General features: G+C 44.5%; 20 protein-coding genes and 1 other annotated feature. Of the genes, 4 read left to right on the top strand and 16 right to left on the bottom strand.

Features of this window, described 5'->3' with window-relative positions; translation table 11 throughout:
- The first annotated feature begins 19 nt into the window (after positions 1–19).
- Positions 20–2,167, top strand: a complete 2,148-nt coding sequence (locus tag GDZ68_RS14055; protein ID WP_330583164.1) for a cell division protein FtsA — start codon at positions 20–22, stop codon at positions 2,165–2,167.
- A gap of 44 nt (positions 2,168–2,211) precedes the next feature.
- Here GDZ68_RS14055 and GDZ68_RS14060 read toward each other — a convergent pair whose 3' ends face one another.
- The 9 genes from GDZ68_RS14060 to GDZ68_RS14100 all read right to left on the bottom strand — a co-directional run bounded on the left by GDZ68_RS14060 (position 2,212) and on the right by GDZ68_RS14100 (position 12,360).
- Positions 2,212–2,871, bottom strand: coding sequence for a YtxH domain-containing protein (locus GDZ68_RS14060; protein ID WP_153722939.1), 660 nt, complete (start codon positions 2,869–2,871; stop codon positions 2,212–2,214).
- A 55-nt stretch (positions 2,872–2,926) separates the two neighbouring features.
- Positions 2,927–3,379 (bottom strand): DUF948 domain-containing protein, encoded by a 453-nt coding sequence (locus GDZ68_RS14065; RefSeq protein ID WP_153722940.1) that lies wholly within the window; start codon positions 3,377–3,379, stop codon positions 2,927–2,929.
- A gap of 884 nt (positions 3,380–4,263) precedes the next feature.
- Positions 4,264–5,577, bottom strand: a complete 1,314-nt coding sequence (murC, locus tag GDZ68_RS14070; RefSeq protein WP_153722941.1) for a UDP-N-acetylmuramate--L-alanine ligase — start codon at positions 5,575–5,577, stop codon at positions 4,264–4,266.
- A gap of 130 nt (positions 5,578–5,707) precedes the next feature.
- Positions 5,708–8,467, bottom strand: coding sequence for a DNA translocase FtsK (locus GDZ68_RS14075; RefSeq protein WP_228551120.1), 2,760 nt, complete (start codon positions 8,465–8,467; stop codon positions 5,708–5,710).
- A gap of 219 nt (positions 8,468–8,686) precedes the next feature.
- Positions 8,687–9,292 carry a YtpR family tRNA-binding protein gene (ytpR, locus tag GDZ68_RS14080; protein ID WP_153722942.1) on the bottom strand — a complete coding sequence of 202 codons (606 nt, stop codon included), beginning with the start codon at positions 9,290–9,292 and terminating at the stop codon, positions 8,687–8,689.
- Positions 9,289–10,104 (bottom strand): DUF1444 domain-containing protein, encoded by an 816-nt coding sequence (locus GDZ68_RS14085; RefSeq protein ID WP_153722943.1) that lies wholly within the window; start codon positions 10,102–10,104, stop codon positions 9,289–9,291. The genes ytpR and GDZ68_RS14085 overlap by 4 nt, the downstream gene beginning before the upstream one ends.
- Complete coding sequence (locus GDZ68_RS14090) at positions 10,104–10,661, bottom strand: hypothetical protein (RefSeq protein WP_153722944.1); 558 nt, start codon at positions 10,659–10,661, stop codon at positions 10,104–10,106. The genes GDZ68_RS14085 and GDZ68_RS14090 overlap by 1 nt, the downstream gene beginning before the upstream one ends.
- 64 nt (positions 10,662–10,725) lie before the next feature.
- Positions 10,726–11,262: a DUF84 family protein gene (locus GDZ68_RS14095; protein ID WP_153722945.1), complete on the bottom strand. Its 537-nt coding sequence runs from the start codon at positions 11,260–11,262 to the stop codon at positions 10,726–10,728.
- Between the two features lie 24 nt (positions 11,263–11,286).
- Positions 11,287–12,360 carry a M42 family metallopeptidase gene (locus GDZ68_RS14100; RefSeq protein WP_153722946.1) on the bottom strand — a complete coding sequence of 358 codons (1,074 nt, stop codon included), beginning with the start codon at positions 12,358–12,360 and terminating at the stop codon, positions 11,287–11,289.
- Positions 12,361–12,559: 199 nt separating this feature from the next.
- Here GDZ68_RS14100 and GDZ68_RS14105 point away from each other — a divergent pair, with 199 nt between their 5' ends.
- On the top strand, positions 12,560–12,874 hold the full coding sequence (locus GDZ68_RS14105) for a hypothetical protein (RefSeq protein WP_153722947.1): 315 nt from the start codon (positions 12,560–12,562) through the stop codon (positions 12,872–12,874).
- A 63-nt stretch (positions 12,875–12,937) separates the two neighbouring features.
- On the opposite strand, the gene GDZ68_RS14110 is transcribed toward GDZ68_RS14105, so the two are convergent.
- From GDZ68_RS14110 to dat, 4 genes are all read right to left on the bottom strand, one after another.
- Positions 12,938–13,783 (bottom strand): YtnP family quorum-quenching lactonase, encoded by an 846-nt coding sequence (locus GDZ68_RS14110; protein ID WP_153722948.1) that lies wholly within the window; start codon positions 13,781–13,783, stop codon positions 12,938–12,940.
- 85 nt (positions 13,784–13,868) lie between these two features.
- A complete protein-coding gene (trmB, locus tag GDZ68_RS14115) occupies positions 13,869–14,519 on the bottom strand; it encodes a tRNA (guanosine(46)-N7)-methyltransferase TrmB (protein WP_153722949.1) in 651 nt (216 codons plus the stop codon).
- Between the two features lie 31 nt (positions 14,520–14,550).
- Positions 14,551–15,516 (bottom strand): nuclease-related domain-containing protein, encoded by a 966-nt coding sequence (locus GDZ68_RS14120; protein ID WP_153722950.1) that lies wholly within the window; start codon positions 15,514–15,516, stop codon positions 14,551–14,553.
- Positions 15,500–16,387 carry a D-amino-acid transaminase gene (gene dat, locus GDZ68_RS14125; protein ID WP_153722951.1) on the bottom strand — a complete coding sequence of 296 codons (888 nt, stop codon included), beginning with the start codon at positions 16,385–16,387 and terminating at the stop codon, positions 15,500–15,502. The genes GDZ68_RS14120 and dat overlap by 17 nt, the downstream gene beginning before the upstream one ends.
- Positions 16,388–16,757: 370 nt before the next feature.
- On the opposite strand from dat, the gene GDZ68_RS14130 reads away from it, so the two are divergent.
- Entirely contained in the window at positions 16,758–16,979 is a 222-nt protein-coding gene (locus tag GDZ68_RS14130) for a DeoR family transcriptional regulator (RefSeq protein WP_153722952.1), read from the top strand.
- A 45-nt stretch (positions 16,980–17,024) separates the two neighbouring features.
- Here GDZ68_RS14130 and GDZ68_RS14135 read toward each other — a convergent pair whose 3' ends face one another.
- A complete protein-coding gene (locus tag GDZ68_RS14135; protein ID WP_153722953.1) occupies positions 17,025–17,756 on the bottom strand; it encodes a pseudouridine synthase in 732 nt (243 codons plus the stop codon).
- 3 nt (positions 17,757–17,759) lie between these two features.
- The gene (locus GDZ68_RS14140) at positions 17,760–19,376 is read right to left on the bottom strand and encodes a putative polysaccharide biosynthesis protein (protein WP_153722954.1); all 1,617 of its coding nucleotides are present in this window, start codon (positions 19,374–19,376) and stop codon (positions 17,760–17,762) included.
- Between the two features lie 128 nt (positions 19,377–19,504).
- On the opposite strand from GDZ68_RS14140, the gene GDZ68_RS14145 reads away from it, so the two are divergent.
- The gene (locus GDZ68_RS14145) at positions 19,505–20,761 is read left to right on the top strand and encodes a BaiN/RdsA family NAD(P)/FAD-dependent oxidoreductase (protein ID WP_153722955.1); all 1,257 of its coding nucleotides are present in this window, start codon (positions 19,505–19,507) and stop codon (positions 20,759–20,761) included.
- A 216-nt stretch (positions 20,762–20,977) separates the two neighbouring features.
- Here the strand turns inward: GDZ68_RS14145 and leuS are convergent, their stop codons facing one another.
- Positions 20,978–23,392 carry a leucine--tRNA ligase gene (gene leuS / locus GDZ68_RS14150; protein ID WP_153722956.1) on the bottom strand — a complete coding sequence of 805 codons (2,415 nt, stop codon included), beginning with the start codon at positions 23,390–23,392 and terminating at the stop codon, positions 20,978–20,980.
- Positions 23,393–23,436: 44 nt separating this feature from the next.
- Positions 23,437–23,653: a binding site (T-box leader), on the bottom strand.
- Between the last annotated feature and the right edge of the window lie 143 nt (positions 23,654–23,796).

Raw genomic sequence — 23,796 nt, forward strand, 5'->3', positions numbered from 1 at the left:
TTTTCACATAGAAACGGGGTTGAAAATCCTGGCTAATACTTTATTCGCACTCGACATCGGAACACGTTCTGTTGTCGGTATCGTGCTAAAAGAACAGGAAGATTCATTTCACATTGTTGATCTAATCTCAAAAGAACATAAAGAACGTTCCATGATTGATGGGCAAATACATAATATTTTAAGCGTGGCTTCTATTATTCAAGAAATTAAAATGGAACTCGAAGAGCAGCATGGCAAGTTAGAACGTGTCAGTGTTGCTGCTGCCGGCCGCTCTCTTAAGACAGCTGAAGGCTCCGTAACCATTGATATCTCGGAGCGCTCCTTGATCTCAACTGAAGATATTAACCGACTGGAATTATCAGCAGTGCAAAATGCCCAGCAAACGCTGCTTTCTTCTCAACATTCAAAAGAAGAAGATCATTATTACTGTGTAGGATATTCTGTCTTGCACTATAAATTGAACGGCGAAGACATCGGGAGTCTGATCGATCAGACCGGTACAGAAGCTACGATCGAAGTCATTGCTACGTTCCTGCCTCGTGTTGTAGTTGAATCGCTGCTCGCCGCTTTAAAACGTGCTGATCTGGAGATGGAAGCCCTTACCCTTGAACCGATCGCTGCCATCAACGTACTCATTCCGCCATCCATGAGAAGATTGAACATCGCGCTAGTTGATATCGGTGCGGGTACTTCCGATATTGCAATTGCCAATGAAAATACCGTAACAGCTTACGGCATGGTGCCGGTGGCAGGCGATGAAGTGACAGAAGCGTTAAGCAGTCATTACTTGCTCGACTTCCCGCCTGCCGAGCAAATGAAGCGCCAGATTTCTTCTGAAGACCCGCTGACCGTACAGGACATACTAGGCTTCGAACAGAAGATTTCTTCTGCGGAAGCCGTCAATGTCATTTCTCCTGCAGTAAAACGTCTGGCTGTTTCGATTGCAGACGAAATTAAAAGACTTAACAATAACTCTTCACCACAGGCCGTCATGCTTGTTGGGGGCGGAAGTTTAACGCCTGCTCTGCCAAAGGAATTGAGCGTACAGCTTGAACTGCCCGAAAACCGTGTAGCCATTAGAAGTCTGGACGCTTTAACGGGTATTACTCTGGCCGAGTCAATTGAAGCCTCTCCCGCTCTTGTAACGCCAATAGGTATTGCGATTGCAGCCAAAAGAGCGCCGATTCATTATATGTCGATCACAGTCAATGAACAAACGATCAGGCTCTTTGAACTGAAAGAAATGACGGTAGGAGACGCGCTGCTTGCCGCGCATGTATCCGCCCGCCAATTATACGGCAAGCCCGGCCTCGCGTTGACAGTTAAGGTGAATGGCCAATGGGTTACGATTCCGGGCGAGCATGGCTCTTCCACAAGGATTTTATTAAATGGAGCCGAAGCGAGCACAAAAGACCTGATTCGTAATCAAGATGTGATTGAGCTGGATTTCGGAAAAGACGGAAGTGATGCAGAAGCTGCTGTCAGCGACCTGGCAGACGGACCTGCGTCCATACACTTCTATCTTGATGGACTGCCCGTAACTCTCCAAAGCGAAGTACTGTTGAACGGTCGTGTAACCTCGTTAGACACACAGCTTGCTGACCGTGATGAATTGACAGTGCGTCTGGCGAATACACTGGCTGCCGCTCTTGAACGAGTTCACGGCGCAGCGTATTTATCGGCTTCCGAACCTATTACTGTGAAGTGGAACGACGTAAACCATGTGTTGAAAACGCGCTCCAACAGCTTTTTGATAGACGGAAAAGAAGTTTCTCCACAGCATATTGTGCAAGATGGAGATCGTATTGAAACAAAACAGCCGCCTTTGCTTCAGATTAAAGATATCGCTGATGAATTAGAGCTTATTTTGGAAGCACGTGCTGATGTGACTTTCAATAGTCAGCCGGTGACCATAAAAAAACAGCGAATCGCCGCGTATGTTAACGGCCAGCCCGCTGAACTTATGTACCAAGTATATCCAAATGATCAAGTGGAATTTAAGACCATTTCCGATGCACCTATTATATTTAGTGATATTTTCTCTTTTACCGACTTTTCACTTCCAGCCAATTCGGCTTCCGCTTATCGCTTATTGCGAAATGACGAATCGATTCGATTTAATGAACCTATTTTCGGAGGAGATCGTCTGGAAATCCGTTTTGAATAGAAGAAAGCCGTCATTCCTCGAATGACGGCTTTTTTTATTAGCGATCAGTTATTTTTTGTACTGACCGGCTGATTAGGATTCACGTTTTTATTTGGTTTCTGTTTTTCATTTTCATCCATCGGCTTGTCCGTTTTCTTAAGCTCTCCGGATTTTTCATTATTTTTGTTCATGCTTTTATAGTCCGTTGCTTCCTCGCCTTCAGAAGACGCAGTGCCATCATCCATTGGGATGTTTGTTTTTGAAGCAGCTGATTTCACTTTATCAACTAATTGACCGGACTGTTCCTGGATTGTCTGAGAAAGTTCTGATGTTTTATCTTTTGCTGCAGAAGTAAACGCTGCAGTTTTTTCTTTTGCCGTATCTGTCAGGCCGGCTGTTTTGTCTTTGGCTGCACTGGATAGCTCGACCGCTTTTTCTTTTGCAGTTGAACTTAATTCGATACTTTTATCTTTCAACTGTGAGGCTTGTGTTGTAAAATCCTCACGCATCTCACGTCCGGTTTTAGGCGCAAGAAACAATGCAGTGGCTGCACCGATGATGCCGCCTACAATTGCGCCTGCAAGGAAGCTTCCTGTGCCGCTGCTGTCATCTTCATACAGATCATTCGTAGAACGGTATGTGTAATTGGCAGGATATTGCGGCTGCCCGTACGTATTCGTATAAGTACCCTGGTTTTCATTGAAATTTGGTTTGTTTTCTGTCATTTTTCTTCCTCCTGTGAATTAAGTGTTTGGTATGCTGCTTAGGAAAATGCTTGTACTAGGAACGGGCTTTATACACTGTCCAGCCTGAAGACTTTGCGGGCTGTCGCTCTTTCACCTGATCGTACAGACCGGCTGCAACTGTTCCCCATTGCAGAACCTGCGCGATTTTTTCACTGTTTTGTTCAGCTTTCGAAGTAACAGAGCTGGAGATTTGATGAACGGATCGATTTAAGTTGGTCACCGATTCTCCTACCCCTTTTACAGCATCCACTACAGTGTTCAGCTTTTCCACTTTTCCTTGCAGATCTTCAGCCAGCTGATTGGTTTTATGAAGAAGCTGCGTGCTTTCTGTTGTGACTCCTTCTAGTTGTTTTGTCAAATCATCCATAGTGTGTGAAACACTGCTCAACGTAGTCTTTAAAGACCCGAGCGTCATGGCAAGACTGACACATAGAATAAGGAATGCGATTGCAGCCACAACTGCTGCAATGTAAAGTAAATTAACCACTGACCTTTTCCCCCTACAGCATATTCTATACGAAAACTTTACCCTTCTTACAGAGCTTTTAAACTTTTCGTCTTATTACTCCTCTTCGACATAACTAGGCGATATCCTTTAATAAATTCCAATTGTTTCATGGCTCTTCACCAAAACATGTGCTTGACAGTCTATTTCATGAGCAGTTTAAGATTTGCTGGGATTACGCAGTATAGGATAGTAAGTAGGTAGGAGACCGTTCCCCTGCGTTCCAGGCGGACGCGTGTCTTGCGGGCCCGCGGTGAGCCAAGCGAACAGCGAAGGGTTCGCTTTGCCGTATTTCTGCGCTCTTTGCAGAAATTAAGGCAAACTGTGCTCATAACGCTACGCTTTTATTCGGAAAAGCCTTTCTTCGTAAAGGCTTTCGCTCCCGCAAGTCGTCTCACCTGTCGGGCTGATCCTCCCAGAGTCGCCGCCTTCCACTCCGGTACACTGGCTGGTGTTTTAATACTTTTTGTTTGAGTGACAGTATGATCATACTATTTGAAATTATTACGATAAGTGTGGTGTTTCATGCAATACTTAATATCCCGCAAAGACTTAGATTCTTATGATCAATGCGTATACAAAGTCGAGAAACGAAAACCATACCAACTAAATTCGTACTCTGCAAAAAACAATATGATATACTTTCTACATACCAGCGAAGGCGCAACTGCGGGGTCGGCCGTTGCGATGAGACTGCTGGCATGCCCTTCGCCAGTAGGCTTTATCGCGTAAGGCAATCCCCCAGCGCCGAAGCAAGTTTAAACTGCAGCATGATTTTCGCAATACATACATGACTAATTATCAAGAACTGATTTTGGTGCAGACCCTGTTTCATAATAAAAAAGAAGAAACAGCTGACGCGATGGTCAGGCTGTTTCTTCTTTTGAAATACTGGACTTGAATTGCTGCAGATATTGTTGAATGTCGCCTGCACCCATAAATAGAATTACGGAGTTTTGATGCTGTGCAAGTTCGGACATGTCGTCCAGTTTCAGATGCTGCGAATTTGGAATTTTATTGACTAAATCAACAATCGTCAAGTTGCCGGCCTGTTCTCTTGCCGAACCAAAAATATCACAAAGATATACTTGATCTGCTTCTGAAAGACTTTCCGCAAATTGATCCATCAGCGCAGCGGTACGCGTAAATGTATGGGGCTGGAAGACAGCCACCACTTCGCGATTAGGATATTTTTGACGTGCCGAATCCATCGTCGCTCGTATTTCTGTAGGATGGTGCGCATAATCATCCACCAAAATTCTTCCTTCATATTCCATGACGGAAAATCTTCTTTTCACTCCGGTAAATGAAGCAAAACGTTCATTGATCACTTCTGCGGGGATATTCTCGTAGTGACACAGAGTAATGACGCCAAGTGCATTTTTAATCGCATGATCCCCTGTCTGCGGAATCGTGAACCGGTAGTAGAATTCATTGCGGATAAAGACATCAAAAGAACAGCCTATTTGGTCTTTCTGAATATTTGCTGCGCAGAAATCATTGGAAGATTCCAGCCCGTAATAGACAATCGGCACCTGCGTTTGCAGACGTTGGAGATTCTCATCATCACCGCACGCAATCAGAGCTTTTTTCACTTGGCCCGCCATCTCACTGAATGCATCCAGAATATCATCTAAACTGGTGAAGTAGTCAGGGTGATCAAAATCAATATTCGTCATGATTGCATAATCCGGATGATAGGCTAAAAAGTGACGTTTATATTCGCATGCTTCAAAAACAAAGTACTCCGTATTCTCGACGCCTTTTCCAGTACCGTCTCCTATAAGGTAGGAAGTCGGCGCATACCCGCCGAGCACATGTGACAGTAATCCGGTAGTAGACGTTTTGCCGTGTGTTCCCGTAACCCCGACTGACGTAAATTGCTCCATATAAGTACCCAGGAAATCATGATAGCGAATTACTTCAAGTCCCAGCTCTTTTGCGCGCATCAATTCTGGATGATCATCTTTAAAGGCATTCCCGGCGATGATTTTCATGCCGGGCTGAATATTATTTTCATCAAAGGGCAGTACTTTTATATTTCTTTCATGTAAAGGATCTTCTGTAAAAAAGTATTTTTCTACGTCTGAACCTTGGATTGTATAGGCAGAATCATGCAGAAGCTGGGCAAGTGAACTCATTCCCGAACCTTTGATGCCTGTAAAATGAAACAATGTCATATTGAAACCTCCCGGGAATTCTTTCATCCCACTTTTTATCTTCAGCACAAACATAATGGGCTGAAGAATATATCTTTTCATAGTATAGCATGTGTTTGAACAAAAAATTAGTGACTAACTATGGAATCCATCAGCTAAGAAAGCTTTCTAGCGCCTGGTGAGTCAAAAACACATCCCGCGGCTTGCTTCCCCGCTGTTCCGATATGAATTGGTTCGATTCCATCCGGTCAATTAATTTTGCAGCACGATTATATCCGATGCTGAAATGACGCTGCAGCGAAGAGGTGGATGCACTCCCCTGCTCAATGACAAACGTACAGGCCTGCCGGAATAAAGGGTCAGTTTCCTCTTCTTGAACAGCCGCCGCCAGTAAGTCTTCCTGGCCGAATAAATAATCCGGTTCCGCTTCATTTCGAACATGTTCTATTATACGCTCAATTTCATCGTCCGTGACAAATGTCCCTTGCAGCCGGACGGGTGAGGATTGGCCATTTCCTAAGTAAAGCATATCTCCTTTACCCAGCAATCTTTCTGCGCCTACACCATCCAGTATTGTTCTGGAATCGACCTGTGAAGAAACAGCAAATGCGATGCGTGTCGGGATATTTGCTTTTATCGTGCCGGTAATGACATCTACTGAAGGACGCTGGGTAGCGATAATCAAATGAATACCGCAAGCACGTGCTTTTTGCGTAATCCGGCTGATGGAAATTTCTACATCTGCCGGCGCCATCATCATTAGATCTGCTAACTCATCGATGACAATCAGCATATAGGGCATTTTTAAAGAAAAACGGCGTGACTCCATGACCATTTCATTATAGCGTTCGATATTGCGCACGCCGGAATGGGCAAATAATTCATAGCGCCTTTCCATTTCTTCCACCGCCCATTTAAGAGCAGCAGTAGCAGCCTTGACATCCGTAATAACAGGACTCAGTAAATGCGGAATTCCGTTATACGGCGCAAGTTCCACCATCTTCGGATCAATCAGCAGTAACTTCAAATCATGATAAGACGCCTTATACAGCAGGCTAATCAGAATGGAATTGATACATACAGATTTACCGGAACCTGTAGCCCCGGCAATCATTCCATGCGGCATTTTACGTAAATCCAAAGTTTGCGGCTCTCCCGTCAAACTTAAACCTAAAACGGCTTCTAAAGGCGAGTCGGAAGAATTAAATGACGCACTCTCAATGACTTCTGAAATACGGACCGCTCTCGTCTGGCGATTCGGTATCTCTACTCCGATCATGCTCGTGCCTGGTATCGGTGCTTGAATTCGAATATCTCTCGCTGCCAAAGCCAGTTTCAGATCATCGGTCAGATTTCGTATCTTACTTACTTTTACTCCTTGCTCCACTGTCAATTCGAACATTGTGACAGCAGGTCCCTGCACAGCTGCCATAACGGTAGCCTGGATGGAGAAATAAGACAGAGCTTCTTCTAATTTAGCGGATTGATGTTGCAGCCACTCTTCATCTTTTATTTCTTCTTCCGGAGGCGCCAGATAGCGCATAGAAGGAAAAGCATAAGACGGTGGCGGTGTATCTTCAATTTCTTCAACTTCTTCTGTTTCAACCATTTCTTCAGGCGCTTGCTGTACCATTGGGGCTGTAGTTATTGCCGCCGGCTGAACAGGTACAGCTTCTTCAAACCGTGGCTGCACCGGCGCTTGCTCTGTGAATGATGCCTTTGCATTGGCATTCTTCGCAAGCAGTTTTTGTTTATCAGATTGAAGCATCAATACATTAAAAGGCACGATCTTCTCTTTCTTTTCCGGAACATTCTCATCCAGCTGTCCATCATGGAGACTTTCCTGTTCCTCTGCTTCGATTTGTTCAGTAGAAAGAGAGGGCAATCGTTCTATTTCATTTGTTTGCTCTTCCTCTGACAACATTTTTTCTGATACTACCGGTGCTTGCAGCGTGTTTCGTTCTTCTGGCTGTAATAAGTCTTCTTCTTGATTTGCTTCTACCGATTCTTCTATTGCCAGCGTTTCTTCAAGTTGTTCTTCCTCGGCAATTTCTTCTTGTTCTTCTTCGATCAGTGTAGCGACGCCATACGAAGATGGGCTGTCAAGAAGTTCTTCAGCTGTGGGAGATGAAGACTGGATATATTTCTGATCTGATGAAATTGCTTTATTTTCCGTTTCCTGTTCTTCTGTTTCTTTTGAGTTATCATCTAAAACATCTTGATCATGTTCCATAATATTATGGATTTCAGGAATCTCTAAAACCTCTGGAATGGCCTCTGGGCTCGGCTGCTGCTCTTCCAGCTGAACAGTCTTTTCTAGTATTTCATCCTTTTTAAACATCTCAGCTGCGTAAGATTGTGTTATTTCCAGTTGTTCTGCTTCTTCCTGCTGCCTCTTTACTTTTGCTGCTTCCATTGCAGAAAGAATCGGTGAACTTTTATGGTAGCCATAAATAGGTGACGGCACTTCTGTCGGAGAAAACGGGCGGCGTGACGGTTTCGGCCGTTCTGCCAGAGGCGTCGGTGCCAGTGCTGCTTTAACTGCCGGTGAAGCCGGCTGACTGCTTGAATAAGATTGCGGTTTAATAGATTCAGGACGTGGACGTGCTGCCGCCCTGTGGATCTTCCCCTCTTGTACATGCTGTCCGGGCCAGCGTTCATTTTGATGAAGCGGCACTCTCTCATACTCTTCTTCTGATTCTTGCTGCAAATAGTCTTTTATATATTCATTTTGAACGATTTCTTTCTCCCAGCCATAAATTTCATGATCGGAAACAATGGGAAATCTAAAATTTGTTTTTTTATTATTTTCTATATCGCCTGTTAAAGCATTTTCATATGGATCGATTGTATGTCCATCATCTTCTTTCATTTGCTGAAGACGTCTTTTCATGTTTCGTAACCAACTCAAATGTATCACTCTTTTCATGTCAATCAATCTATTTTAACAGGTTACTTGCATGGAAATCAAACAGATGCATATTCTTATTAATAAAAATGAAGATGAGATACTTATCAAAATACTTAGTTAAGTTTATTGCAGTAGAATTGCATCGCGGAAATCAAAAAAAGCTTTTGCTGCATGCTGAATTCAGCATGCGGCAAAAGCTTTTTGTATGAAATAATCAGATCAAATTACGAAAGCTTCCCCTGCTTCTCTTTGTTCATCAAGGACGAGGATCCCTTTTTCTTCCGGGGCATCTTTAAGGCCCAGCTCTTTAGCTGAACAGATCATGCCTGAAGAGGCTGCACCGCGGAGTTCCGCGTCTTTAATGATCATCCCTGAAGGCATGACAGCCCCCACTTTAGCAACAACCACTTTCTGTCCTGCTTCTACATTTGGTGCACCGCAAACGATTTGCAATGTCCCGTCCCCTACGTTCACCTGGCAGATATTGAGTTTATCAGCGTTTGGATGTTTTTCTTTCTCAGTCACATATCCTACGACGAATTTCGGACTGAAGTCCAAATCCAGCTTAATATCAGCATCATTTTTCTGAAGGGCATCTGTCAGCTGCTCTCCCAGTTCTTCAGTTAACTCTACCTGTCCAATTGCAGAGACGTCAAAATACGTGGACACGTCAAATAAATTGAAACCGATAACTTTTCCAGTTGTCTCATTTTTTAATATGGCTATATCATTTTTCCGTTCGCAAACCACCTGAGCCGGTGTGTCTGTCGTAAGCTGGACGAATAACACATCGCCCACTCCTTGTGCATTATAAAATACGTTCATTTTTTCTTTTCCCTTCTAGCTAATCTGTTTTTTGCCATAATGAAAATGGGTTCCAGCTTGCCGTCTTCATAAATAAAAGACAGTGATGTAACCGGCACTGCGCCGGTAGTGAAAAACTGCATAGCCATCTGTGCGATGACATCATAGCCAGTATCATTACGTACATCTGCGATAATCAGGACATCCTGATGCGGTACAGAAACAACCATATGTCCTTCTATCTTTTGTTCCATCTCTTTCAAAAACGGCTGATTTAGAATACGGCTGGCATCATAACCATCATTATTGTTGATAAAGTAAAATACATTATCGGAAACGGTATCTGTTTTCCATGCTGTTGGCAGCGTCTTCACTGTAAACATCGCCACTTCCTGCACTTCTTTTTCCGTCATGTTCAGATCTTTTAACATACTTTCATCAATCAGACGATAAGTCGTGCCCAAATCAAGTGCATAATATATCTGTGTCTCCGCTGTATGATCTTTCGTCAGGAACGGTATCCCTGCTGCACTTTCTTTTGGAAATGAAGTGGAGCGGATAACAGGATAAATATTCTTTTGATCAGAAAACCCTTTCGTCTGCTCTTGTTCCATTGCATCAAATGTTTCCTGGATGGTGTAAACGACTTCATCTATTGCACGTTCATTTTTGCTTTCATACTTAGCTAAAATTTCGGGCAATGAAATGTCCATCCCGTGATGAAGAGTGTGGTGAACGATTCGCAGCTTGTCTGCCTTGCGATCAAATTGCCATTCAAACTTCTCCGCGGGCAGCCGGCGTTTCAGTTCTTCCACTAAGTCCTTTGCTTCCATTACAGATTCTCTCCTTTCTTACTCTTTATCTTTCCAGCTTCTTGCTCTTCATGCTGAACTGAACGGGCAATTTGCATCATTTTTTCCAAATACGAGTTGATATTCTCTTCATTTGTCACAGTTTCCACTCTTGCTCCGCCGACACCGGCAATCAATTCAACCAGGTTTTCGCTTTTCTGAATGACTGCTATGAACCCGAATGCTTCATCTTTTGCAAAAGTCTGCGCTCCGATTAAGTTTTCCGGTTCCTCTGTCAGCAGTAAATCATAATAGACGCGGCTGTCTTTCTTTTCATTCGGATTGACTGTCAAATAAAATGAATCATTTCGTTTGGTTAGTACAACCGTTTGAGAAGTGGATTGCTTGTCCGCTTTCATCGTAGCCGGCTTATGAAACTTTATGTCGCCAATTGTCTCATTTGCTCTTTTATCATTCGCTTCAAAGGCGTTCTTTGCTGCGATAAATGCATTATCTGTGCGGCTTTCTACTTTCTGAGAACATCCTGCAAGGAAAACAGCAAGCAATAGCAGCAAGATCATCTTTCCATTTCGTAACATCCAGTTTCCCTCCTTCTCTGCACCCTGCAATTTCTATCAGTCCTATTCTAATCGCATGCCGTTATTAATGCAATCTTCGTTTGGAGGCAGCCTGATCATAAAGAAACTGGCCGATCAACAGCTGCATGATATGTTGAAATAATACATCCCGGGGCACCGTCTGGGCAGTCAGCATTCCCATCGCCCCTTCAGACATCCGTATATCCTGCTTTTGAAAATATTGATCGGCGGCATCTCCTAATTCAATGCCTTTTCTAATTTCCGAGGCTAATGTTTCCGGTAAGGGAATCTGGGCGCCTGCAGCAGTAAACGTCTTGCCGTCCGGCGTGGTCAGTGCACCCCAATTGCACAGATACATTCTGTCTCCGACCAACCGAACTCCACCTTCCAGTCCGATTCCATAAGCATCTTCATGCAAGCTGCACACTGCCTCCGCACGATTAATCGCACCCTGCCTGGTTTCCATATCACTCATAGGCTGCGCATTCACTCCCGACGGCACGGAAACAGATGAAATATCACTGCCCGACAAATACTGTTCTACAATATTCGAAACAGCACGCAGTTTAGCTTGATTTTCTGAACCGAGTATAAACTTCATGCAGCGAACTCCCTTCCGTCTGTATCAGCAGTTTTGCTTAATCGTTTCCACAGTCGTTTTATCACACGCTTTCACTAAATGAACAAGCAGTTCTTTAGCTGCCGCATAGTCATCAGTATGGATAATTGAGGCAGCTGTATGAATATAGCGCGAGCAGATTCCAATGACTGCACTAGGAACACCTTCATTGGCAATATGAACCTGACCTGCATCCGTTCCGCCTTGAGAAACGAAATATTGGTATGGTATATGATGAGTTTCTGCAGTATCCAGAATAAATTCTCTCAATCCGCGGTGTGTCACCATTGTGCGGTCCAGAATTCTTAATAAAGTCCCTTTTCCAAGCTGTCCGAACTCCGTCTTATTGCCGCTTGCGTCATTTGCAGGACTCGCATCCAGTCCAAAGAATAAATCTGGATCTATCATACGCGCCGCAGTCTGCGCACCACGAAGACCGACCTCTTCCATTACAGTCGCACCTGAATAAAGCGTGTTGGGAAGCTCCTCATTCTTCACTTCCTGCAATAATTCAACCGCGAGACCGCAGCCATAACGATTATCCCAGGCTTTAGCCATAATTTTTTTAGGATTGGCCATCGGTGTAAACGGACAGACAGGCAGAATTTGCTGCCCCGGTTGAATACCAAAGCTTTCCGCATCGGCTTTATCATCGGCACCGACATCGATCAGCATGTTTTTAATATCCATCGGCTTACTTCTTTCAGCATCACTTAATAAATGTGGAGGGATTGAACCGATAACCCCCTGCACAGTATCTCTTTCCGTTATGATTTCCACTCGCTGTGCCAGAAGGACCTGGTTCCACCAGCCACCCAGCGGCTGAAAACGCAACATCCCATTGTCTGTGATGCCTGTTACCATAAATCCAACTTCATCCATATGGCCGGCAACCATGATTCTCGGCTGGCCTTCTTTTCCATGACGAATTCCGAATACACCGCCGAGACCATCCTGAATCATTTCATCTGCATTTTTTTCAAGCTGTTCACGCATAAACGCCCGGACACGATACTCGTTCCCCGGTGCACCCGGAAGTTCCGTTAAGGTGCGAAATAATTCCAATGTATCTTTGTTCATACAGATCCCTCACTTTTTTATGTTCGTCTTTCATTATATAGAGACGGTAATCGGATGAAAACTATTTAGGTTCATTTCTAACTTTTACTGTCACGAGTTTGAGGAAAATGAACCGAAATGGCGACCGTATAAATCGCAATGTTCTTTTAATCTATGGTACACTATAAGAAATGATTTGCGAAGGAGGCTGCAATTAGCCATGAGAGTAAAAGAATTTTTAGCCGGAATTTTAACAGGGGTCGCTGCAGGAGTGGTAGTCAACGAAGCATTCAACAAATTAAACGAAGAGGTCCCTGCCGACAATGTACTTAAAAAAGTAAAAGACGCTTTTAAAGAAGAGGGCCCAATTGACGGTTCCTGGATCGTCATGAAACCAGAACCTTACACGAACCACGTCATCTCTATGGATGTATACCGCGGAGGCGTATCCCGCATGAAAGACGGCAAGCTTGAGCAATATGAATTTGCAGCAGATGCAAAAACAGGCACGGTCGTTGAATTAGTTCGTCAATAATTGTATTAAATGTAAAATTAGTAAAAGACACGTCCCGCTAAATTGGGAACGTGTCTTTTTAATTTATCTTGTTCGCGGAACATTTTCTGTGATCTTCTTGCCGTCTTCACTGAATCTGACCATTCGATAGACCGCATCATGATAGAAAATGAATCCATAATTATTTGGAAGCGCTTCCTTCATCAAGCGCTCTTTAGCAAATATTGATTCCATAGGATAGTCATCGTAAGCAAGCACCCACAGTGGATTGGAATGTGCGTGAGTTGGCATAATATCTGCCATATGGATCAATGTTTCACCCGCCTGCTCAAGCTTAATGACACTATGTCCATCGCTGTGCCCGCCCGTGTGAATCATTTTGATACCCGGCATAACATCCAGCTCATCTTCAAATGTGTACACTTGATCTTGAATCGGTTCCCAGTTTTCCGGCCAATATGTGTTGCGTGAACGGATATTCGGTTCTCTCATTTCATCCCATTCCACTTTAGATGTGAAAATCTTGGCATTCGGGAACACCGAAACGAGATAGTCGCCTTTCCATTGCGTTAAGCCGGCCGCATGATCGTTGTGCAGATGCGTCATGAGTACCATATCAATATCCTCTGGAGTCAGTCCAAGCTCTTTCAAGCTTTCCTCTACGCGTGTTTCAGCGCGTACTCCCAGATTGCGTTTTTTCTTTTCATCCAATTTCCCTTTTCCGATACCGGAGTCAATCAATAGATTCTTTCCCTCGTACTGTATCAAAATGGGATCGGTCCGCAGTTCAATCAAGTTATTTTCATCTGGTTCATACCGTCGTGACCACAATGCTTTCGGCACGACACCAAACATCGCGCCTCCGTCCAAGTAGTTCACGCCGCCGTCAAGCCATGTCAATTTCATATCATGAAAAGTTAATTGATCCAAATTAATTCCTCCCTGCATTCTAATTTGCATGATGTCCGCCAGCTTACTCATAGCCGGCGGACTACTCCGCGTCGTCCACATGTTATTACTTTACGTTCTGATACTGGGCTTCCATCCGATAAATCGGCTGGCCCTTGCTTGAGAACTTCTCTTCGTACTCTGTCAACACATTGTCTTCCGGCATGTTTGCGTGCAAGTCCAGCGAAACTGACAGTAATTTCATACCGTAGTCTGTCATCGATACTAATGAATATTCGAAGAGAGAACGATTATCTGTCTTAAAGTGAATTTCTCCGCTAGGCTTCAAAATCCCTTCATATTTCTGTAAAAAGCTCTCATGGGTTAAACGGCGTTTTTCATGGCGTGTTTTCGGCCATGGATCTGAGAAATTTAAATATACCCGGTCTATCTCTGCCATCTCAAAAAACGATTCCAAGTCTGCCCCATTTGCGCGCAGCAAACGAAGATTCTTCGGCTTGTCTTTTTCAATCGCTTTTTCTAAAGCTGATACAACTACATTATCAAAATGCTCAATGCCGATATAATTAGTTTCTGGATTTGCCAGCGCCATTCCGATGACGAACTGGCCTTTTCCCGTTCCTACTTCAATGTGGATGGGCGAGTCATTGCCAAACACTTCCGCCCATTTCCCTTTACTGCTTTCCGGTTCCATAATAAGCATGTCGGGATGCTCGGCCATAAAGTCTTTTGCCCATGGCTTGTTTCGTAAACGCATAATCAGTACACTCTCTCTTTACCTTTAAATTCTATTGTTCTTCTGAAATTTCATTCGCATCAAACAATCTGCTCAATGCCGTCGTCTGAGCGTGATCTAAAATAGCTTGTGCGGCCTTGAATTGGGTATGTTTCATCGGGCTCGGATTATTACTGAGCCGCTCAATCCACTGTTCATAGTTTTTGCGGTCAATGGTTGTGACTTCATAAGGTGTTCCCGGATAATCAATATAGCCGTTTCTGGATAAAATCAACTTCTTGATCGGTATTTCCACATTCGCTGCTTTAAAGAAGGAAGCTGCCACTTTCTCCATGCGGTTCAAGGCAATGGTGGGATTCAGCACTTTAATCTCCTGCTCGCCAATTTTCTTCAGCCAGAACCGGTCACTGCTGCCGATATAAGCGGCCATCCGTTCGTCTTCCAGTACAGTAATACAGTAACAGGCAGTCGGCGTCAGCAAAATGACGTCCAGTTCCATGGGCGCTTTATTGACTTTGACGATGGGATAATAGAAGAGCAGGAAACTGTCCGGCAATCGCAGGGTAAGCTGCTTCAATAACGTGTCCGTAAAATATTTCGGATCTACTCGCGAACGGTCATACAGCGTAGAACTCGCCCATTTTAACTGGAATTGAAAGAGCTGGTCTTTATAAGAATTTTTCAGCTTTTCCATACTGTTGGGACGCTCATCTATGGCTGCTTGAAATGCCAAGTCCGTTTCCGCACCTTCGTCTTCCCCTCCCGTCGTTTCCTCTTCCTCCAGCTCTTCATCACGGTGCTTCCTCCACTTCTTGAACAGCTGGGAATACCATTTATTCTCTTCACGCACATCTTCTTGTTCTTCTGGTTGATTTTCGAATAAATCCACACCATGCTCCCATTGGTTTCTGATCCGATTCCATTGATAGCGTTTCAAACGAATGAACTGTGTAGGATAGCGGGACAAATCATTTTCATAACGGGAAACATAATCCACAAGTTTAACTAGCTGGGCCATTTGCATCTCTTTCTTGAGCCTGTCCAGCTGCAACCAGCACTGGGATTTGTGCTTCAAACATTTTCTGCAGCTGTTTTGTGATCATTCCTGGTACACCTTTTCCAACAGTCCGGCCGTCGATGGTTACCACCGGTGTAATCTCAGCATTTGTTGAGGTAAAAAAGAATTCAGCCATCGAGCAGGCTTCTTCTAACGTAAATTCTTTTTCCACTACCGGCAATGAAAGCTCCGAAGCGAGACGAAGAACGACACGGCGGGTAATCCCGTTCAAGATGAAATGGTTTGCCGGGTGCGTGTACAGTACGCCTTCTTTTATCCCAAAAACATTCGATGCGGATCCTTCACGTACGATGCCGTCACGGACAAATAATGCTTCCTGACATCCAGATTCCACCGCTTCCTGCTTCGCCAATACATTCCCGAGCAAATTTAAACTTTTGATATCGCAGCGGAGCCAGCGCATGTCCTCTACTGACTTCATTGCCGCACCTGCTGCGAGCTGTTCAACGGGTCTCGGATTTTCCACCGTATAACCTGTTACAACCGGCGGCATGTTCTGATCCGGGAACTGATGCGCACGAGGTGCAACTCCGCGAGTTACTTGCAAATAAATATGCCCTGTCGATAATTCATTTTTCTGCTGAAGCTCTTCCGTAATTTCAATCAGCTGTTCCAATGTATAAGGCAGGCTTATTTTAATTTTCGCGGCACTTTCAATCAGCCGCTCCAGATGTTCATTCGCCGTATAGAGCATGCCATCGTATACTTTTATCACTTCATAGACACCGTCACCAAATGCATAGCCACGATCGTTTATGGAAAGATTCATTTGTTCTTCCTGCAGATATTCTCCGTCTTTAAAAAAGATCATACAACCGTCACCTCTTCTGTTATGAAAGCTCAACAGTAAAAAACTCTGTATTCATTAAGTCGATTGCAGAAGGAGATCCTTCTGCTGAATTCAGATATACACACTGTCAGTTTCCTCTTTATCTATTTTCACATGTTTAGCTGATAAAATAAAGGAAAACTATCTTAAAATGCTCAGTCGGTAGAAAAGCAAAAATATGTGCGATTTATCCGAAAATACGTTATAATTATATTGTCAGAACATTTAACTTACTATTCTGGCATAACTAATGAAGAGGAGCAGGTCAGGGAGAGTAATCTCAGAGAATCACCCAAGCTTCTTAATTGAAGGATTGGCGTGAAAATATGAAGATGAAGGAGTGGTTTCTTTAATGAACCCAGCTACCGATCGCATGTTAATTCGTATCAAAGATGTCTATTTGTTCATTCGGGATAACGGAAAGGTTACTACAGAAGCCGTCGCGGAGGAATTTAATATTTCCCAGCGCACAGCTCAGCGTGATCTCAACGTTTTGGAGTACAACGAATTGATCAAGAACTCAGTCCGTGGCGAATGGACGACGACTTCCAAGAAAGTGAAATTACCTTCCTGACTCCGCATCCGATAGAAGCTACAACAAAAGGCTGAAGCAATCGCATCAGCCTTTTTGCTTGGAGCTGTCTAGTTTCATTAGTTGCTGCAATTCTTCCTCTGTCAACTCCCTGAATTCTCCGAGCTTCAAGTTCTCATCAAGTTCAAGAGGACCCATTGTCAGCCGTTTCAAATACACGACGGTCTTCCCTACTGCCTCGAACATCCTTTTTACCTGATGAAACTTTCCTTCAGTAATCGTCAGTTCAATTTCAGAAAACTCGTCTGAATGAATGATCTTCAATATTCCCGGCTTCGTTTCATACCCGTCATCCAGTGTGACGCCCTGCAGGAAAGCTTCTGTGTCTTCGTCAGTGACCCGTCCGTCTATTTTTGCAAAATACGTTTTCGGCACCCCTTTTTTCGGCGACAATAAACTGTGTGCCAGCTGACCGTCATTCGTCAGCAGTAGCAAGCCTTCTGTATCTTTGTCCAGACGGCCAACCGGGAACGGCTCGAAGTGGCGTTCATCATTTCCGAGCAGGTCCACTACCGTGCGGTCACGATGATCTTCAGTAGCAGACAGCACGCCGGGCGGTTTATGCATCATTAAATAAATATGCTTTTTATAGATGACTTCCTCACCGAGCAATGAAACGGCATCTTTCTCAGGATCTACATGTTGCGCGGGATCTTTCACTGCCTCCCCGTTGACGCGGATCATGCCTTTTTTCATTATCTGGCGTACTTCTTTTCGTGAGCCGTATCCCATATTTGATAATAGTTTATCCAGTCTCATTCGTTACCCTCCAATTCCGAAGCGCTGCGCTATGCGTGTCAGGCGTTCTCCGAATAATCTTTGCGCAAGTCCCGACTTGAATGCGAGGAATCCGTAGATTACCATGCCGACACCCGTGCCGATCAGAACATAGAGAAGTGCCTGCCAGCGACCGACCGGTACATGCAGAGCATTCAGTCCTTTGCTTGTCAGCCAGACGCCCGCAAACATAATCGCATTGAAAATCAAAATGAGAATCACACGTCTGATCACCATCTGGGATTTATAGTTCAGTACCTTTTTGATGACTAATAAATTGATGCCGACAGCTGTCGCATAACCAATCGCAGTAGCTAAAATCGCACCATTCGTCTCGAATACTTTAATTAACGGGATGTTAATAATCATCTTGATAAATAATCCTAGCAATGCAGAGAAGACAATCCATTTATGATAGTCAATTCCCTGTAAAATCGCCGCTGTCACTGTAAACATGGCAAACAGGATCGCAACAGGTGCATAGGCTGCCAATATATTAGCTCCTGAAACATCGAATTTGTACAAGAACTGATATATTTCCGTATTCAGAACGATGAGTCCTGTAACCATGGGAATCGTCAGGAATAACATAATCTGATAGGTCTGATCGAGCGAACGCGTAATTCCCTGCTGGTCATTTTTCGCGTAATAGCTCGTAATAATAGAAATTAATGCCATTGAAAAACCTGTCGCCACCATGACGGGAATCATAACGACCTTATGCGTCAAGAAATTCAATTTTCCTAAAAGCATGTCACTGACACTGGATAGTCCGATTGATTTCATCGCATCGTTGAATGTTATCATATCGACGAACTGATACAGCGGATTAATCGTACCGACTAAAACGAACGGAAGTGCATAGGTCAGAATTTCCTTATATATCTGTTTCAGCGGAAGTGATCCGGCCGGCGGACTGTTCGTCAATAAATAATTGAATTCATCGCGGTATTTCTTCCAATAGTGATATAAGCTCCAGAGCCCTGCAATCGCACCGATGAATGCAGCAAACACGGCAAACTTCACAGCAATGTTCGGAGATAATCCGAGTACATTTACCACGACAAATGTCCCCGCCAAGACGAAGACGATCCGAATAATCTGTTCAATCAATTGCGAGACGGAAGTCGGTTCGAACTTTTGATACCCCTGCATGAATCCGCGGCTGATGCTGAGCAAAGGAACTGCAAGCAAGGCAAAACTGACCCAGCGGATGACCGATGCAATATCTTCCACTGTGAAAATTTGTTCCTCGTCTTTTATGACAAGTCCTGCAATCGGTCCTGCTAAAGCAAACAATGCAAAGAACGTCAGCAAGCCGGTCAGAGACATGAGCAGCATGCCCGATTTCATTAATTTCCGTCCGGTCGCATAATCGCCGAGCGCATTATATTTTGAAACAAATTTTGAGATGGCAAGCGGCGCTCCGGAAACAGCGACAGCAAGTGCCAGATTATAAGGTATGTATGCATACTGATAGAGATTGACACTTTCATCCCCGACCATCGCATAAAACGGGATGACATAAAGCAATCCAAGTGCCTTCGACAAAAATAAGCCAATTGTTAATATGGCGGTGCCTTTAAGTAGATTCGATGCCATGTTTGATTCCTTCCATTTCTTAAGAGATACTTATACAGTTTACCCCTCGGCACGTCTTTGTACAATCTTTAACTGACAGCAACTTGGTGTATAATGAAAATCAAAACGAATGAAAGCGTGGTTCTACTATGTATGATGTAATCGTGATCGGCGGCGGGCCGTCCGGCTTAATGGCTTCCATTGCAGCTGCTGAACAGCATAAGCGGGTGCTGCTTCTTGAAAAAGGACGAAAGCTCGGCAATAAATTGGCAATTTCCGGCGGCGGACGATGTAATGTCACAAATCGGCTGTCCCAGGAAGAAATCATTAAGAATATCCCGGGAAACGGCAAATTTTTATTCGGACCATTCTCTGTATTCAATAACCAGGACATTATCCAGTATTTTGAGGGACTCGGTGTTCCGTTAAAAGAGGAAGATCACGGCCGGATGTTTCCTGTCTCCAATAAATCCAAAGATGTGGTCAATGCCTTATTGGATCAAATGGATTCACTCGGTGTAGAAGTCCGTCTGGAAAACCGTGTGCAAAAACTTTTGATGGATGATGAAAAAGTTCTCGGCGTGCGATTGGAAGACGGCGAAGACGTGCGTGCCCATGCAGTTGTGGTGGCAGTCGGCGGCAAAGCAGTACCCCAGACCGGCAGTACAGGTGACGGCTACCCGTGGGCTGAGCGCGCTGGCCATACGGTGACGACACTTTATCCGACAGAAGTTCCTTTATTGTCCAGAGAGCCTTTTATCGTTTCGAAAGAACTGCAGGGCCTGGCGCTGCGCGATGTCAGCGTATCTGTGCTGAATAAAAAAGGCAAAATACTCGTGACGCATCAAATGGACATGCTCTTCACTCATTTCGGCCTAAGCGGTCCGGCAATTCTCCGCTGCAGTCAATATGTCGTCAAGGAACAGATGAAAAATGGCAGACAGCCTGTTCTTCTGCAAATCGACTCTGTACCGGATCAGCATGAAGAGCAGCTTGTCCAGTCAATAGCCAAACTTGTAAAAGAAGAATCTAAAAAACAAGTGAAGACTTCATTAAAAGGACTTGTCCCTGAACGCTGGCTATTATTTTTACTTACTAAATCTGAAATTGGCGAAACGGAAATCGGAGCAGATATTTCTCGCGAAGCGATTCGAAGACTTGCCCGCCTGTTGAAAAACTTCCCTGTTCACATCACAGGCACACAGCCTATTGAAAAAGCATTCGTTACGGGCGGCGGTGTGTCCGTGAAAGAAATCGAGCCGAAAACAATGGCATCACGAAAAAAAGCCGGCCTCTTCTTCTGCGGAGAGATTTTGGATATCCACGGCTACACAGGCGGCTACAATATAACAGCCGCACTCGTTACCGGCAGATTAGCCGGGATGAATGCCGGGAAGGCAGAATGAAATCTCGGGACCTATGATCACTTGAATGTGAGTTATGAGCGGCAACAGGGCTGCTATGATCACACAGCCGGCACCAATGATCTCCTGCCGGGACGATATGAGCGGCTGGACACGGAGTATGAGCGCCTGCCCGCAATTCATGATCACCTGCCCGCCATCCGCACAATAAAATAAGCCGTCCGGAGATTTCACATCTCCGGACGGCTATTATTTTATTTATCCAGCGACAATATTGACCAAACGTCCAGGAATCGCAATAATTTTCTTCAATTCCTTGCCGTCCATCCATTGCTTGACATCTTCATTTTCCAATGCAGCTTGTTCCAGCTCTTCTTTCGTGCTGTCTTTCGCTACCGTAATTTTTGCACGGATTTTACCGTTGATCTGAACTGCCACTTCAACTGTGTCATCCGTTAATTTCGTCTCATCATATGTTGGCCACTGTGCATAGACAGCTGTTTCTGTGTGGCCAAGTTTCGCCCACAGTTCTTCTGATAAGTGCGGCGTGATTGGTGAAATCAGCAGAATGAATCCTTCGATATAGGATTTCGGCAATTTATCTGCTTTATAGCACTCATTGATGAAGACCATCATCTGAGAAATTGCTGTATTATTGCGCATCGCTTCAAAGTCTTCCGTAACCTTCTTGACAGTCTGGTTATACACTTTTTCAAGCGGACCGCCGGTGTCATCTGTCAATTTGTCTGTCATCGAACCATCTTCATTAACCAATAAACGCCAGATGCGGTCCAGGAATCGGCGGGATCCGTCCAGACCATTTGTCGACCATTCTTTCGAAGCGTCAAGCGGCCCCATAAACATTTCATACAGACGCAAAGTATCCGCGCCGTGCGAATGAACGATATCATCCGGATTGATGACATTGCCGAGGGACTTCGACATTTTCACATGCCCTTCCCCTAAGATCATTCCCTGGTTGAATAGTTTCTGGAACGGCTCTTTCGTCTGGACCACGCCGATATCATACAATACCTTATGCCAGAAACGTGCATATAATAGATGCAGTACCGCGTGCTCTGCTCCGCCTACATAGATATCGACCGGCAGCCAGCGTTTTGCCAGTTCCGGATCTACCAATGCTTCCTCATTATGAGGATCGATGTAGCGCAAGTAATACCAGCAGCTTCCTGCCCATTGCGGCATTGTGTTTGTTTCGCGGCGGCCCTTCATTCCGGTTTTTGGGTCTACTACATTAATCCATTCCGTAATATTCGCAAGCGGTGATTCACCTGTTCCGCTCGGCTTAATATTATCCGTCACCGGCAGCATCAGCGGCAAATCAGATTCCTCTACCGTTGTCATTGTACCGTCTTCCCAATGAATGATTGGAATCGGCTCACCCCAATAACGCTGACGGGAGAACAGCCAGTCGCGCAGACGATATGTAATTTTACGTTCGCCGGTGCCCTGTTCTTCAAACCATTCAATTGATTGCTTGATTGCTTCTTCTTTATCCAGCCCGTTCAGGAATTCAGAATTCACATGCTCCCCTTCACCTGCATAAGCTTCCTCTTCAATATTGCCGCCTGAAACGACTTCAATAATTGGCAAGTCAAATGTTTTTGCAAATTCATAATCACGCTCGTCATGCGCAGGAACCGCCATGATCGCCCCAGTACCGTAAGATGCCAATACATAATCTGCAATCCAAATCGGCATTTTCACACCGCTTGCCGGGTTCACGGCATATGCCCCGGTAAATACACCGGTTTTATTTTTTGCCAAGTCCGTACGTTCCAAATCACTCTTTGATTTCACTTGGTCTATATACTGTTCGACAGCTTCGCGCTGGGCGTCAGTCGTAATCTTCTGTACTAATTTATGCTCTGGTGCCAAAACTGCATACGTCGCGCCGAAAATGGTATCCGGACGTGTCGTGAACGCTTCAAATGAAAGATCAGTATCAGCAATCTCAAATTTGAGCTGTGCACCTTCCGAACGGCCAATCCAGTTGCGCTGCATGTCTTTTAAGCTTTCAGGCCAGTCTAGCTCATCTAAATCTTCGAGTAAACGATCAGCATATTCCGTAATACGCAATACCCACTGACGCATCGGGCGGCGTTCGACCGGATGATTCCCGCGTTCAGACAAACCATCAATTACTTCTTCATTTGCCAGAACCGTCCCTAACGCAGGACACCAGTTGACCGGCACTTCATCCACATACGCAAGCCCCTTATTATACAGCTGAATAAAAATCCACTGAGTCCACTTATAATAGCTTGGATCAGTCGTGTTGATTTCACGGTCCCAATCATAAGAAAAACCTAATTCCTGCATTTGACGCTTGAAAGTTGCAATGTTTTTCGCTGTAAATTCAGCCGGATCATTTCCTGTGTCGATTGCATACTGCTCTGCTGGAAGACCAAAGGCATCCCAACCCATTGGATGCAGCACGTTATAGCCTTGCTTACGTTTGAATGCACTTAGAATATCCGTCGCAATATAGCCCAGCGGATGACCCACGTGAAGACCCGCTCCAGACGGATACGGAAACATGTCCAATGCATAAAACTTCGGTTTTGACGGATCATCCGTCATTTTATACGTCTTATTTTCGTTCCAATATTTCTGCCATTTTTCTTCAATCTGTGCATGATTATAACTCATCTGAAAATTCCTCCAATTCAAATAAAAAGACCTCCGCCCCTGTCATAAGGGACGAAAGCCATATAGATTCCCGCGGTACCACCCAAATTGACGGTTGAATCCGTCCAACTTGAATCCTTAACGCGGAATACGGTATCAGTTACATCAATTCACCAATACAGGCTCCCAGGCGAGTTCGTTCTTCGTTTATACAGACTTGCACTGACCGTCTGCTCCCTGAAAATAAACGATAGAAGTACTATTCCTGATCTAAACCTTCATTATTTTCTTCAGTTTACCCGAAACATCGTTTGAATACAAGCCTTCCCTGTCGCTTTCTGACGTATAAATGCGGATTGTTAAGATTGTCATATGATGCAGATGCTGATTCCATGGTACAATGTTTTTGGTAAAGGAGCTGGAAA

The sequence above is a fragment of the Sporosarcina cascadiensis genome, assembly GCF_009650995.1.
Classification (GTDB): domain Bacteria; phylum Bacillota; class Bacilli; order Bacillales_A; family Planococcaceae; genus Sporosarcina; species Sporosarcina cascadiensis.

Excerpts from the sequence above, each read along its gene's own strand:
- GDZ68_RS14060 (WP_153722939.1), bottom strand. The coding sequence starts at position 2,871 with ATGACAGAAAACAAACCAAATTTCAATGAAAACCAGGGTACTTATACG.
- murC (WP_153722941.1), bottom strand. The coding sequence starts at position 5,577 with ATGACATTGTTTCATTTTACAGGCATCAAAGGTTCGGGAATGAGTTCA.
- ytpR (WP_153722942.1), bottom strand. The coding sequence starts at position 9,292 with ATGAACGTATTTTATAATGCACAAGGAGTGGGCGATGTGTTATTCGTC.
- GDZ68_RS14085 (WP_153722943.1), bottom strand. The coding sequence starts at position 10,104 with ATGGAAGCAAAGGACTTAGTGGAAGAACTGAAACGCCGGCTGCCCGCG.
- GDZ68_RS14090 (WP_153722944.1), bottom strand. The coding sequence starts at position 10,661 with ATGTTACGAAATGGAAAGATGATCTTGCTGCTATTGCTTGCTGTTTTC.
- GDZ68_RS14095 (WP_153722945.1), bottom strand. The coding sequence starts at position 11,262 with ATGAAGTTTATACTCGGTTCAGAAAATCAAGCTAAACTGCGTGCTGTT.
- GDZ68_RS14100 (WP_153722946.1), bottom strand. The coding sequence starts at position 12,360 with ATGAACAAAGATACATTGGAATTATTTCGCACCTTAACGGAACTTCCG.
- GDZ68_RS14105 (WP_153722947.1), top strand. The coding sequence starts at position 12,560 with ATGAGAGTAAAAGAATTTTTAGCCGGAATTTTAACAGGGGTCGCTGCA.
- trmB (WP_153722949.1), bottom strand. The coding sequence starts at position 14,519 with ATGCGTTTACGAAACAAGCCATGGGCAAAAGACTTTATGGCCGAGCAT.
- GDZ68_RS14120 (WP_153722950.1), bottom strand. The coding sequence starts at position 15,516 with ATGGCCCAGCTAGTTAAACTTGTGGATTATGTTTCCCGTTATGAAAAT.
- dat (WP_153722951.1), bottom strand. The coding sequence starts at position 16,387 with ATGATCTTTTTTAAAGACGGAGAATATCTGCAGGAAGAACAAATGAAT.
- GDZ68_RS14130 (WP_153722952.1), top strand. The coding sequence starts at position 16,758 with ATGAACCCAGCTACCGATCGCATGTTAATTCGTATCAAAGATGTCTAT.
- GDZ68_RS14135 (WP_153722953.1), bottom strand. The coding sequence starts at position 17,756 with ATGAGACTGGATAAACTATTATCAAATATGGGATACGGCTCACGAAAA.
- GDZ68_RS14140 (WP_153722954.1), bottom strand. The coding sequence starts at position 19,376 with ATGGCATCGAATCTACTTAAAGGCACCGCCATATTAACAATTGGCTTA.
- GDZ68_RS14145 (WP_153722955.1), top strand. The coding sequence starts at position 19,505 with ATGTATGATGTAATCGTGATCGGCGGCGGGCCGTCCGGCTTAATGGCT.
- leuS (WP_153722956.1), bottom strand. The coding sequence starts at position 23,392 with ATGAGTTATAATCATGCACAGATTGAAGAAAAATGGCAGAAATATTGG.